Origin of the sequence: Corynebacterium sp. NML120713, from assembly GCF_001875735.1 — a bacterium.
Classification (GTDB): domain Bacteria; phylum Actinomycetota; class Actinomycetes; order Mycobacteriales; family Mycobacteriaceae; genus Corynebacterium; species Corynebacterium pseudogenitalium.
The window spans coordinates 220199-233507 of the sequence record NZ_MLCR01000013.1; the positions used below are offsets into that span (position 1 = coordinate 220199).

Sequence of the window (13309 nt, forward strand, 5' to 3'; positions counted from 1 at the left end):
CGTGCGAATCATCGTTGACTGCAACCCGGGGATCGAAGACGCCCTTGCATTGGCGTATGTGGTGGCCGCGCACCACAGCGGGCGTGCCGAGCTGGAATGCGTGACAACTTCAAGCGGTGACGGTGCCGCTGAACAATGCGCCCAACATGCCGCCTGGGTGTTGTCGAAGTGCGGGCTTCCCGCGGTTGCCGTCGCAACCGGCTGTGATGTACCAGGCCACCAACCACAGGATACTGCCGGGTTGGGCGCTACTCACGTCCCGGAGCGGTACGTCGCAAACGACTGGGACCTTCTCTGGGCAGACGCATGCGAGCGTGGTACGCAGGACCTGTGCCTGGTCTGTACGGGGCCTCTCACAAACCTTGCTGAGTTTTCTCGACGCTACCCCGAGTACTTCGATGCGCTCGAGCACATCGTTGTCCTTGAATCTGGTCTTTGCCTGGACCAAGATGCCTCCGATGTGGTGCTGCAGGATACCCCTGTAGCGATCACAGTTTGTACAGCGCCAGACACGCTAACTCTGGTGGATACGCGAAAGTGCCCTCCGCTGGGAGAAATCGGGGCTGACAGGGTTGGCGGCGGTGCTCTGTTCGCCGCACAAGTCGCGCTCGGTGATATCCAAGCTGATGGCCAATGGGCGACACTCGCGCCAGCAGAAGAAGACGATGACCCGAACGCGTTCCTTCTCGACACCACGGGTGTGGACGCAGGGGACGTCGTCAAGCTTTTCGACGCCTGCTGCGCCACCTACGATGCGCTCGCACGTGGGGACGGAGCGCTGGAGACAACAAGGCACCTGCGGGCGGAGGACTAGCGCAAAACAAAGCGCCCACCAGGGTGTGCCTGGTCGGCGCTTTCGAAAGGGAGAAGGCGAGAGCTTATGCCTCGGTGAGGCCAGCTTCGACCATCACGCCACGAAGGGTCTTGGCGGAGTGATCGAACTTTTCCTTCTCGCTGTCTTCGAGGTGCAGCTCGACGACGTCGCGGACACCGTTGCGGTTGATGACAGCAGGGGTGCCGATGTAGATGTCGTCCTGGCCGTACTGGCCTTCAAGGAGAGCAGAAACCGGCAGTACGACGTCCTCGTTCATCAGGATTGCGCGGGTGATGCGGGCAAGGCCAGCACCGATACCGAAGGACGTGGAGCCCTTGGCTTCGATGATCTTGTAGGCGGCATCGCGGGTTGCGACGAACATCTCGTCGATGCGCTCGTAGATCTTCGGATCGGTTTCTGCTTCCTTCTCCAGACGACGACGCAGCGAAACGCCAGCGACGGAGCCGGATGCCACGACAGGCAGCTCGGTGTCGCCGTGCTCACCGATGATGTAGGAGTGGACAGAGCTTGCGGAAACACCGAAGTACTTGCCGAGGTTGCAGCGCCAACGTGCGGTGTCCAGGATGGTGCCGGAACCCACGACCTGTGCGGAGGAAAGACCGGTCTGCTTCCAGGTGGCGTAGGTCAGGACATCGACAGGGTTGGTTGCAACCAGGTAGATGCCGTTGAAGCCGTTGGCCATCACTTCCTTGTTGATGGACTCGAAGATCTTCACATTGCGGCCCACGAGCTCAAGGCGGGTTTCGCCATCGCGCTGTGCAACACCTGCACAGTTGACGATGAGCGCTGCGTCGCGGCAGTCCTCGTAGGTGCCGACCGTGATCTTGGTGTTGTGGCCTGAGTACGGCATTGCGTGGTTGAGGTCCTCGACCTCACCCCACGTCTTCTTCTCGTTCAGGTCGATAATGGCGAGGTGGTCGCAAATGCCCTGGTTGAGAATGGCGTATGCGAACGCGACGCCGACATCACCAGCACCGATCAGGACAATCTTGTTGCCTGGTGTGATGTTATTCGACGGGGTAGACGGATTGGTGATAGTCATGTGATCTCTCCTGAATCCAGTAAAACTATGTTCCGCTCTCTATCATTGCAGATTTTCCTCAACAATGGGAATACCAATCGAAATATGTAACCAAGATAACGGAAATAGCCGGGCATAACCGGGCGTTAGCGTGTTGGGCCTCTAGGAGGGGAGGCGTGGAGCTCGATGCACGGGATCGGTTTCGGTGGCGATTCGCCAAGTTCTGCCTTCAATCTCTGCGACTGGACCCGTAACGTCTGGTTCAGCCGGTACAACTCGTACTGCAAGGCTGTCACCATCTCTGCAAATCGGTAGCAGGAGTGCCTCAGCGATAGCTTGGTGGCGACGGTAATCACCCAGGATGAGAATGCCTTCGTCCTGGAGGCGTGATCTGGAACCTCCGTTGTATCGAATGCGTTTCATCGGGTCTTTCTGCTGGGCGACGGTGTACACGATGCCACGCGGAATGAGTACCTGCTGGATTGATCGGAACAGCATATCGAGGCGTTGTTGCCCAGACGGCAAATTCATTATCGAGGCAACGGTATCTGCATCCGCATGGAGCAGTACGTTGCTCGGGTATGGGTGATCGAACCATGCCCATTCGATATCTTTGCGCGCCGCTGCCTTGATGGTTCGCTTGCGGTCCCGGTTGCCGCCGGCGGTGAGGATGTCATCGGTAATCTTGATGAAGCCAACTCGAAAAGTCGAGGTGGCTTCATCTGCGTGGCAGAGCATTGCGTGGTGCCCGACGGCCTCCATCGGGATCATCCAGCCATATGGACTTTTTGAATATTTGCAGTCAACTTCCTGGCCAAGGATCTTGAAATCCATCTTGTCGCCATCAGTGATGATGTCGTCAAATCTGCGTCGAATGTTGATCTCGACTAGCGAGCCGATGTGGGCAAGCTCCGTCTTGCTGAGCTGGGAAGGATCGAACCTGCCTGTGTGCTGACCGTCAAAGGCCTGGTCGAACGTTTGGCGAAAGATTCTTCCCATCGCTTCGCCGTCGGGAAACTTGCTGCGAAAAAGCTCGGCAAGTTCGTACGAAAAGTCACCTTCATGGGTGTCGGTCATTTGCGGTCCTTATGCGTGCGTAGGAAGTGCCAGCTGCGGTGAGACTTTCGGAGTTTTTGTCGTCGCAGCGCAGGAAAGTAGTGCCTCCTTAATCGAGGTTCCGATCGCAGCTGCGACCGGTGGCGGAAATGCGTTGCCGACCTGGCGCCATTGAGCAGTTTTCCCGCCTTGCCAGTCCCAGTCTTCCGGAAAACCTTGAATGACACCGCCCATTCGGACAGTGAGGCGTGGCAGATTATCAGGATCATCAACGGGGAAATCAGGGTCTGGTGCACTATCTGCGATCGAAGTGCCTCGGACACCGAGTTTCTTCCAAGCTGCTTTCGCTCGAGTTGGGCCGACATCTGGACCCCCGTGCTTCTTTGACCCGCCAACCAGGGTCGGCGCCACGGTATTGGCCTGCTCAGCCCAGGCATCTGCTCCAGGCCAACCGTTTTCACCCATGAGGTGACGAAGAGCGCTACCAACTGAAGTGTGGCGCATATTAGGAGTTGGCCACTCGAAAAACTCAGCATACTCATGCTTGAGTGCCACCAATATGAAGCGCGGACGCAGCTGAGGGACCCCGAAGTCTGCGGATTGAAAGAGTGACCAGTAAGCGGTGTATCCCATGCGATCGAGTTCACTAACGATCTCGTTGCGATACGCATCAAACCGCTTTTGCCCGAGGCCACGGACGTTTTCCAGCATTACGGCTTTCGGGTTGATTTCTTCCACCAGACGAAGGGCTTGGGGGAACAAATCGCGCTCATCGTCTGCGCCAAGCTGCTTTCCAGCAATGGAAAAGGGCGGGCAAGGCACACCGCCGGCAAAGAGGTCGACCTGGTCGCGCCATACGGTGCCGTCAAAATCGTGCACATCCATCTCGTGCACTGGCCAGGGGTGTGGGTGACTGCTGCCTCGGTTGGCTCGCAGTGTTTCCGCTGCCCAATTATCGATTTCCACGACAGCCAAATGGTGGAACCCGGCCTGTTCTAATCCAAGTGCCTGGCCACCGGCTCCGGCGCAGATCTCAATCGAGGTCAACGTCGGGTCGGAAGCTACCGTAGATAGGCGCATTGCGTCTCCTTTTGGCTAAGAGCTTGGAACATGTAGCCATAGGATAGCGTGCGTGGCCGATATTGGATATTTATATTCGAAATTATGTGCTACTTCATCTCGTAGGTGACGTGTGCCTGCGCGACTGCCTTCGGCCGTCCGGTGACGAAGTAGAGCACCGTCATGATCACCAGGAATGCGACACCGACGGCGAGCGCCATGTGATACTGCGGCAGCCACACCATGATGCCGAACGTGAACAAGATGAAAATGATCGCGAACCATTGGCCGTAGGGCCAGAACGGTACCGGGAAGCTTAGGTTTTCACGCTCTGTGGCGGACATATTTCGGCGGGATGCGACGTGTGCAAGCAGGATCATCAGCCAGACAAACACGGTGGCAAAAGTCGCCAGCGCCGCGATAGTCTCGAAAATGTTTGGGTAGCGCGCGTTGAGAATAACGCCGATAACGAGTACCAGGAGCAGAGTGATTGTTGTCATCACTGGAATGTCACGGATGGTACGCTTCATCATCTTCGGAGCGAGGCCTTCCTTGGCCAGGCCTGTCAGGACGCGCCCAGTGCCGAACAGGTCTGCATTAATTGCAGAAAGTGCGGCGGTGATGACAACAAGGTTGAGTAGCGCGGCAGCCCAGTTCACGCCGAGCGTGTCAAAGATCTGAACGAATGGGCTTTCTTCGCCGGTCATTGCGCGCCACGGGTTGAGCATAAGAATGACCAGGATGGCCAGGACATAGAACAGCAGGATGCGCAGCGGCACAGTGTTGACCGCCTTCGGGATCGAGCGGTCTGGGTCATCGGCTTCGGTGCCGGCAACGCCGATAATCTCGGTACCGCCGAACGCGAAAAGTACGAGGATGAATGCTGCGATCATGCCCTCGATGCCGTTCGGGAAGAAGCCGCCGTCGTTCCAAAGGTTAGAAATGCCGGTCGCCTCTGGATTCGTGCCCAACCCGAACGCCAGGATTGCAGCGCCGCCAACGATCATGGCGACCACGGCTACGACTTTGATAAGGGTAAATGCGAACTCCAGCTCACCGAACCAGCGAACGGACGCGAGGTTCGCCGCGCCGATAATCAGCAGCGTTGTGGTAATCCACACCCACGCTGGGGTGTCCGGGAACCAGAACTTCATGTAAATGCCGATGGCGGTCAAGTCTGCGAGACAGACGATCATCATCTCGAAGGCGAACATCCACCCGGTGATGTACCCGCCGAGGCCTCCAAGGTGCTCCCTGGTGTACACCGCAAAGGATCCACGAACTGGGTGCTGCACGCTCATCTCGCCCAGGGCGCGCAACATGAAGTAGACGACGGCCCCTCCGAACAGGTACACGAGCAGTACCGATGGCCCGGCGGCCTGAATTGCGCCGGCCGAGCCATAGAAGAGGCCAGTACCGATGGCCGAGCCGAGGGCGATGAAGTGAATATGGCGGTGAGTAAGCCCCTTGGGCTTCGACGAGCGGGAAGTCATGGCAGACATCATAACGTTTAATTACGCTGCTCTGTAAATTATTCACAGGTATTTCTGTGAGTTCTATCGCCTTTGCAGCCAGCGCTACTTTGCGGTGTCAGCATCGCGCTTCCGTGAGCGGGCGACCGCGGCGCCAATCAGAGCAATCACGGCGATGGCGCCTGCTGCGATGAGCAGCCAGGTTTGTGAACCTTCGGTGCTGTCGGCGCTAGGCGCTTCAGCGGATTCCTCCTTTGCAGAGATCTGCTCGCGGATCCACTCCGTCTGGGAGGCAACAGGAGCGAAGGCAACCTTGGGGCTCACGCCCTCCTCGGCGGACCCTGGGTTGTCTGGATCCATAAACAGTGACGCGGACGCAATGGCCGCCACTTTGCCCTCGCTGAAGAGTGCGCCGCCAGAATCGCCAGGCTGCGTCGCCGCCCCATCTTTCATCGTGGCTTCGACGCCGTCGGTGCCTTCAAACAGGATCATTGGGGTTGGGCCATCGACGGTTGCATCCGCGTAGGGAAGCGTGCGTCCTGCGCCAGAGCCATCTGAGGACCAGCCGTAGAACTTGGCATCGCTGCCTGCGGCCGGGATGTCGTCGGAAAGCTCGGGGTAGGAATCAAGGCCGAGGTCCTCGCTGGTATGTAGCAGCGCGATGTCACCCTTCGGGGTGGTCATCCACTTATCGACGTCAAAAAACTTCTGGTCATCGCCCTGGCCAGTACGCACGGACCCACCGGCTTTTGGAAGGTGGTCCATGCAGTGGCGCGCGGTAATCACCCAATGCGACGCAATTGCGGTGCCGGTGCACACGCCGGTGTCTGGATCGTCGTCGGCGGTGCGGACGGAGACTACGGCGTTGGACTCGGCTGACGGCTCTGCAAACGTATCGGACTGCATTGCAAAAGCAGGTGCTGCTGGGAGTGCTACGAGCACAGCAGCGACGCAGGAACTAATAATGCGGGTGGAAGTATGTAGTTTCATCGGTTTTCCTTTTCTTTAGTGTTTGAGTGCGGGGAGATCGGTACGGGTCGCGCGGGTCACGATGGTGCGCATCGCTGCTTCAAGTGGGCCGCGGGTAAAGAAACTGCGCCACAGCACAGCGAATGCGAATGCGACTATCACTGTGGCTGTCGCGAACACTGCTCCGCTGTGCCCGTTCGCGGTAATGACGTGTGCGCAGTACACGGTCAGCGGCATTCGGCCCATGTCACAACCGAAAGGCACGAATTGCGAGATGATAATGCATAGGGCTGTCACACCAGCAGCGACGGCACATTCCCCGATTACTGAAATGAGTCCTCCGGTATGCCCGTTCGGATTGATCGCGGCGACGAGCAGGTTCGCACCCGCCGTGTCCAAGTGCAGCCGGGCCGCAATGACAGCAGGCAGTGCAACGGCCGCGACGGCGACTGCAGCCCAACGGCGCCACGTATGGTGCAACACAACGCGCCACGCCACCATGCCTGCGACCATGAGTGCGGCCCACGAGAAGACTGGGTAGGGAGCCCCGAAAACTGCGGCCGGAAGGGCGACAATATTCCCGAGCGCAGCCGTTGCAGCTGATGCTACGAGCAGCCCCGCAAGCATTAGCCCTAGACGTGGGGTTGGCCAGTGGGGGACCGTCGCCAAGCAGAGGTAGCAGATGCCAAAGACTAGGAGCACGACCTCGATGTCACCGGCAAACGGCACCAGCAGTACATGCAGCACGACGAGTAGCGTGCCGCGCACGTAAAAGCTATGGCGGCAGCGCGCGACCGCCTCGCCACCTACTGCTTGGGCGCGGCGGGCCATCAGCTCCATCGAGATGCCTGCCAGGAACGCGAACGTCGCTGCGGGAAACCCATAAAGTAGTTGTCCCGCGACCCCAGTCGAATGAGTAAGGTGCGCAAATATCATGGCTGCGAGCGCGACTGCGCGTGCATAATCAATGCCGTTCACGCGTGAGTCTGGTGTGGAAGTCTTTGACATGGTGCCCATGCTACGAAGCGCTATGTTGCGAGAGCGTTAACATTGCAGCCCCGCACGAAACCCCAATTAGAATCACAGCTGAATGAGAGAACTCCAACGTGGAAGGGACAGTTGTGATGGCTGCGCCGCCGAAGATTTTGGTCGTTGAGGACGAAACCCTGCTTGCTGATGCATTAGGCAAAGCACTGGGTCGCGAAGGCATGATTGTCGATGTACGTTACGACGGCCGCTCCGCGCTCGAACGCCTTGACTCGCAGCCGATTGATGTGGTCGTGCTTGACCGCGATATTCCCGAGGTACACGGTGACGATGTGTGCGCCACCGTGCGCGAGTCGTTCCCGAACACACGCGTGTTGATGCTGACTGCCTCTGCAACGCTTGAAGATCGCCTCGAGGGGTTTGAGGTGGGGGCGGACGATTACCTGACGAAACCGTTCGAACTTCCCGAGCTGTTGGCCAGGGTCAAGGCGCTGCTGCGTCGCGGAGCGTCCGAGCCAACGTCGGTGCTCGCTTGCGGAGACGTCATGCTCGATAAAGGCACTCGCCAGGTTCGTCGAGGCAGCCAACCTATTGCGCTATCACCGAAGGAGTTTGCTGTTCTGGCAACGCTGATGCACGCGCAGGGGGACGTTATTTCCGCAGAGCAGCTGCTGGAAGAGGCATGGGACGCAAACGCCGATCCGTTCTCTAACTCGATCCGCGTTACTATCTCTCACCTGCGCCGGAAACTGGGGCAGCCATGGATCGTGCAGACCATGCCGGGCGCTGGGTATTACGTGGCTGAGGAGCCCTACCAATGAGTCTGTCACTTCGCGCCCGCACGTCCTGGCTCTTCGTCGCGACGGTGTTTACTGCAGGGCTGAGCCTCACCGCAGTGGTATACCTTTACCTTCGACTGACCCCAGTGCCTGTACAAGCGGTGATCGAAGGCGCCGGGGGAGGCCCCGAAGTCGATGGTGCGTTCATCGACGGCTCTGTACCTATCTCGCACGAGGTGCTCAACGTGATGCTCGGTGCCTCGCTCGTCGCTCTGTGCGTGCTGACCGCTCTCGCCGGCGCCATCGGTTGGTTCGTTGCGGGTGTGTTGCTCAAGCCCGTACGCACCATCGCTGCGACTGCGCGCTTGGTTTCTGCCGGCGATCTTGACCAGAGGTTTGACTACGAAGGCCCCGCTGACGACGTTGCTGACCTTGCGCACGCACTCGATTCGATGCTGGAATCCCTTGCCAACTCCATTGCGGCACGGCAACGCTTTGCTTCAAATGCGTCCCACGAGCTGAAAACCCCGATCGCCACCATTCAGACCATCGCAGATGTAGCGCTACTAGACCCAAATGCACCTGTAGAGGAGCTACGCGACGCCATCCGCGACATCCGCACCGTCAACGCGTCGTCGGCCGAGATGGTTACCTCACTGCTGAACTTCAGTCAGGCTGAGGCCAAGGTGCTCGAGGCGCGAGACATTGACCTCACGCAACTCATCACCTCCATCACAATGAACACCGACAGCATCGACGCCACCATCGCCCCAGACCTCCAGGTGCTCGGCGACGAGGTGCTGCTGCGCCACGCGATCCAAAACCTCATCGACAACGCCCGCATCCACGGTGCGGATGGGGCTGCTTCAGTCCACGCTCACCGGACCGACTCTGGCGATGGCGTCGACGTGGTCGTCGTCAACGAGGGCGATGTGTTGAACCCAGCCACAGTCGGGCAGCTCGTTGAACCCTTCAGCAGAGCGAACGCGCGAGTATCTGGGGCGCGCCGGGGACATGGGCTCGGACTGGCGCTGGTCGATACGATCGCGCGAGCACACCATGGGGAGCTGACACTCGAGGCGCGACCCGCTGAAGACGGTGGAGGACTTGTGGCGTGCATGACGTTGCCAGTGGCGAATAGGAAAAACACAGCAGGGTGGCGTACTGTGGGAAAACAATGATCACTTCCGAAAACGCCACCGGCGGCGAGAAAGAGCCGGATATGAATGTGTCGGAAAATCAGGAAAACCCGCAGGATGTCGCAGTGGATGCTGCACGTGAAGACACCAGGGATGCGGGAGTTTCTGAGGAAACCGGCGCTGCGCAGGACGCAGCCAATGCCGAAACTAATGAGACTGAGCAGATCTTGAGCCTCGCCGACGTCGTCGGTGGCGACGTGGCGGACCTCGCTGGGAGCGAGACGGACGAGGTCACAGAGGCAGACGAGACCGCTGAAGAGCCAGCGAACGGGTTCGAGAACCTGAACCTGCCCGAAGAAGTCGTGGATGCTGTGAAGAAGGTGGGCTTTGAGCAGCCATCCGCCATCCAGGCTGAAACCATTCCACTGTTGATGGAAGGCCGCGATGTGGTCGGCCTCGCGCAGACCGGTACCGGTAAGACCGCGGCCTTTGCGTTGCCGATTCTTTCCCGAATTGACCGCAAGGAGCGCTACCCGCAGGCGCTCATCCTCGCGCCGACCCGCGAGCTGGCGCTGCAGGTATCGGATTCCTTCCAGTCGTTTGCAGATCACCTCGGCGGGATTTCCGTGCTGCCGATCTACGGTGGCCAGGCATACGGGATCCAGCTGTCGGGCCTGCGCCGCGGTGCCCAGATCATCGTGGGCACCCCGGGCCGCGTCATCGACCACCTCGAGAAGGGCTCGCTGGATATTTCCAACCTGCGCTTCCTCGTGCTCGATGAGGCGGACGAGATGCTGAACATGGGCTTCCAGGAAGACGTGGAGCGCATCCTGGAGGACACGCCGGAAGAGAAGCAGGTTGCACTGTTCTCGGCGACGATGCCGAACGCGATTCGCCGCATCTCGAAGCAGTACCTCGATAACCCGACCGAAGTGACGGTCAAGTCGAAGACGCGCACCAACACGAACATCACCCAGCGTTACCTGTTCACGGCGCACCGCAATAAGCTCGACGCGATCACCCGAATCCTCGAGGTCACCGAATTCGAGGCCATGATCGTCTTTGTGCGCACGAAGCAGGAGACCGAGGAGCTCGCGGAGAAGCTGCGTGCTCGCGGGTTCTCCGCTGCTGCCATCAACGGTGACATCGCTCAGCAGCAGCGTGAGCGCACCGTCGATCAGCTTCGCGACGGCCGCCTCGACATCCTGGTCGCTACCGATGTCGCCGCTCGTGGCTTGGACGTCGAACGCATCAGCCACGTGCTGAACTACGACATCCCGAACGACACCGAGTCGTACGTGCACCGCATCGGCCGCACCGGTCGCGCAGGTCGCACCGGTGAAGCGATCCTGTTCGTTACGCCGCGTGAGCGTCGCATGCTGCGTTCCATCGAACGAGTGACCAACGCGACCATCGAGGAGATGGACCTGCCGACGGTCGACGAGGTTAACGACAGCCGCAAGACCAAGTTCATGGACTCCATCACCGAGTCGCTCGAAGCGAGCGATGTGCAGGTATTCAAGTCGATGGTCCGCGAATACTCGGCCACCAACAATGTGCCGATGGACGACATCGCTGCCGCTTTGGCTACGCAGGCCCTGGCTGGCGACGAGTTCCTGATGAAGGAGCCGCCGAAGGACCGTCGCGATCGCCGCGACCGCGACCAGTGGAACCGCGATGATCGGCGTGGTCGCGGGCGCGACCGTGATGACCGCCGTGGTGGCCGCAGCCGTTTCGAACACGACTCGGAGAACTTCGATACCTACCGTCTGGATGTTGGTAAGCGCCAGCATGTCCGCCCAGGCGCAATCGTTGGCGCACTTGCCAACGAGGGTGGCTTGAGCTCGAAAGACTTTGGACGTATCACGATCGGTGGGGATTTCACGCTGGTTGAGCTGCCGAAGAACCTTGATAGGGCAGTACTTGATCGTTTGACTGACACCCGAATCTCGGGCCAATTGATCAATATCCAGCGCGATCACGGTGCACCTCCGCGGGGTCGTGGCGGACGTGGCCGTGGCGGATACGATCGCGATGACCGCCGTGGTGGTCGTGGCCGTGGTCGTGGCCGCGGTGGCTACGATCGTGATGACCGCCGTGGTGGTCGTGGTCGTGGCCGCGGGAACGACCGCAACTGGGACTAGTTTCCCTAGGAGCTGAGCGCACCTGCCGAGTAATGGTTGCTTGGTAGGTGCGTTTTTCATTGCGTGGTTGTGCAGTAGACTCCACTGGCATGAAGTTGAATCGCCGTTTGCTCACGCTGGGATGGGCGCTTGCCCTTGGAGTGGGCGTCGTAACGAATATGCCGTCCGCATCTGCACAAAACCTGCAGCGCATTGAGCAGGGCGGAGCCGTGATGGTTGAAGGCGGCGGGTACTGCACCGTTGGTTTCAATGAGCCCTCACGCAGGCGTAGCCTGGTTGCGGCGCACTGCGGACCGGAAGGCGCACGGGTGCGAATCGTGGACCACAACGCGCGGGTTGCCTCGCCGCAGCTGGGCACGCTGTATCGCTCGAAGGCGTACGACGGCCGCCTCGGCAATGACTGGGCCGCGATCCAGTGGGATGCTCCAGTACAGATCGGCGGCAACCGTTTCTCGGGTGACGCGTGGGTGAACCCGAACAGCATCGCCGTCGGCGAGCGCGTGTGCTACTACGGGCAAACTTCGAACCGATCGACGGGGGCTCCCACTTGCGGACGCTTCGGTGGGTCAGAAGGCAACACGTTCTTCGTCGAAGCGCCGATGACCCGTCCCGGCGATTCCGGCGGGCCGCTGTGGGTGCCCGGGCGCGGATTCGTAGGCGTGGTTTCGTCGCAGTGGGTCGCGCAAAAGGTCCCAGTGTTGGGTTCGCGCGACTTGGTCGTCGGGGTTCACGCCACTGATGGGCCTCGTGTTGCTGAGTCGCGGCTGTTAGGCCTGTATGCGCAGAACCTTGTGATGCCAGCGTCGGGTTCGGCGGTCGGGCCAGCTGCTGATGCGGTTCGTGGCGCTGTGACCGATGGGTTTAGCGCACTCGCCGGATTTTTGCCGGGTGCCGTGAATTACAGCTAGCTGGCCTTTTCCTGGAACTGTGTCAGTATGGAAGCATGTTGAAAAAGAAATACACATCGGCGCTGGCCGTTACCGTGTGTGCGGTAGCGATTGCTGCGCCAAGCGCTACCGCGGCGCCAATCCAACCTACCCAGGGCGACGCTATCTACACCGGCAGTGGTCTGTGCACGCTCGGATTTAACGATCACGAGACTGGTGTCAGCTACACCGCAGCGCACTGTGGGGGCGATGGGGCTCGGATCGCGTTGTACGACAGGAAAACGGACCGGCCCATCACGGGGAACATCGGTACCCTGCACCTTTCACCAGGCTACGATCAGCAGTATTCGAACGACTTCGCCTGGATCGAGTGGGACCCCGGTGTCACCATGGGGGAGAACATCTACTCAGGTGACATCAAAGCGGATATCACTTCCATCAAACGTGGCGTGAAGACGTGCTTCCACGGGGAAACATCACATACGGGAACGAACGATGTCACGTGCGGGAAGTTCCACCGCGCGGCGCGTGGTGGGGGTGGGTTCTCTGCCACAGTACGCTCGCCAAGGTCAGGGGACTCGGGCGGTCCAATCTGGGTAGAAGAGCAGGACGGCACAAAGAAGTTTGCAGGCGTCCTGTCAGCGGGTCCGGCGTTTGGCAATGCTGGTGCAGCCAGCATCAATGGCATCGAGATTAAGGGGAAAGAATGGCTGTGGGCCTCCCCGATTGCTGAGGGGAAGAAGGTCAGCCAGTCCGAAGCGTCGGACCTGATTTTTGGGGCCGCCGGAATTAATGAAGCCGGCCTGTACGACCGGCTGTTGTCCTCCGATAAGAGTTCGGAGCGGGACTCTTCATCCAAAACAGAGGGGTCAAGTGATATGTCGCCAGGTGAGATTGCCGCGATCGTAGTGCCGATCGTGTTGGCGCTGCTCAGCTTGGCGTCGTCGATAAGGTTCTAGTG

At 59.6% G+C, this 13309-nt stretch carries 12 protein-coding genes; 6 read left to right on the top strand and 6 right to left on the bottom strand.

The features are described from left to right. Position 1 precedes the first annotated feature (1 nt). Positions 2 to 814 (top strand): nucleoside hydrolase, encoded by an 813-nt coding sequence (locus tag BJP06_RS07400; protein WP_071573366.1) that lies wholly within the window; start codon positions 2 to 4, stop codon positions 812 to 814. Between the two features lie 64 nt (positions 815 to 878). Here the strand turns inward: BJP06_RS07400 and BJP06_RS07405 are convergent, their stop codons facing one another. The 6 genes from BJP06_RS07405 to BJP06_RS07430 form a co-directional block, all read right to left on the bottom strand. Beyond that, the gene (locus BJP06_RS07405) at positions 879 to 1877 is read right to left on the bottom strand and encodes an L-lactate dehydrogenase (protein ID WP_071573367.1); all 999 of its coding nucleotides are present in this window, start codon (positions 1875 to 1877) and stop codon (positions 879 to 881) included. A gap of 141 nt (positions 1878 to 2018) precedes the next feature. Next, the gene (locus BJP06_RS07410) at positions 2019 to 2933 is read right to left on the bottom strand and encodes a NaeI family type II restriction endonuclease (RefSeq protein ID WP_071573368.1); all 915 of its coding nucleotides are present in this window, start codon (positions 2931 to 2933) and stop codon (positions 2019 to 2021) included. Positions 2934 to 2942: 9 nt separating this feature from the next. Further along, positions 2943 to 3992 (bottom strand): DNA cytosine methyltransferase, encoded by a 1050-nt coding sequence (locus BJP06_RS07415; RefSeq protein WP_071573369.1) that lies wholly within the window; start codon positions 3990 to 3992, stop codon positions 2943 to 2945. 89 nt (positions 3993 to 4081) lie between these two features. After that, on the bottom strand, positions 4082 to 5464 hold the full coding sequence (locus BJP06_RS07420) for an amino acid permease (RefSeq protein WP_369822245.1): 1383 nt from the start codon (positions 5462 to 5464) through the stop codon (positions 4082 to 4084). 84 nt (positions 5465 to 5548) lie between these two features. Further along, on the bottom strand, positions 5549 to 6433 hold the full coding sequence (locus tag BJP06_RS07425; RefSeq protein WP_071573370.1) for a trypsin-like serine protease: 885 nt from the start codon (positions 6431 to 6433) through the stop codon (positions 5549 to 5551). Positions 6434 to 6448: 15 nt separating this feature from the next. Beyond that, positions 6449 to 7420 (bottom strand): hypothetical protein, encoded by a 972-nt coding sequence (locus BJP06_RS07430; protein ID WP_143110586.1) that lies wholly within the window; start codon positions 7418 to 7420, stop codon positions 6449 to 6451. Between the two features lie 116 nt (positions 7421 to 7536). On the opposite strand from BJP06_RS07430, the gene BJP06_RS07435 reads away from it, so the two are divergent. The 5 genes from BJP06_RS07435 to BJP06_RS07455 all read left to right on the top strand — a co-directional run bounded on the left by BJP06_RS07435 (position 7537) and on the right by BJP06_RS07455 (position 13307). Continuing rightward, positions 7537 to 8220, top strand: coding sequence for a response regulator transcription factor (locus BJP06_RS07435; protein ID WP_071573372.1), 684 nt, complete (start codon positions 7537 to 7539; stop codon positions 8218 to 8220). Next, positions 8217 to 9359 (top strand): HAMP domain-containing sensor histidine kinase, encoded by a 1143-nt coding sequence (locus BJP06_RS07440; protein WP_071573373.1) that lies wholly within the window; start codon positions 8217 to 8219, stop codon positions 9357 to 9359. The genes BJP06_RS07435 and BJP06_RS07440 overlap by 4 nt, the downstream gene beginning before the upstream one ends. Then, positions 9356 to 11461, top strand: a complete 2106-nt coding sequence (locus tag BJP06_RS07445) for a DEAD/DEAH box helicase (RefSeq protein ID WP_071573374.1) — start codon at positions 9356 to 9358, stop codon at positions 11459 to 11461. The genes BJP06_RS07440 and BJP06_RS07445 overlap by 4 nt, the downstream gene beginning before the upstream one ends. 89 nt (positions 11462 to 11550) lie before the next feature. Beyond that, entirely contained in the window at positions 11551 to 12369 is an 819-nt protein-coding gene (locus BJP06_RS07450; RefSeq protein ID WP_083433230.1) for a trypsin-like serine protease, read from the top strand. Positions 12370 to 12404: 35 nt separating this feature from the next. After that, positions 12405 to 13307: a trypsin-like serine protease gene (locus tag BJP06_RS07455; protein WP_071573376.1), complete on the top strand. Its 903-nt coding sequence runs from the start codon at positions 12405 to 12407 to the stop codon at positions 13305 to 13307. Positions 13308 to 13309 lie beyond the last annotated feature (2 nt).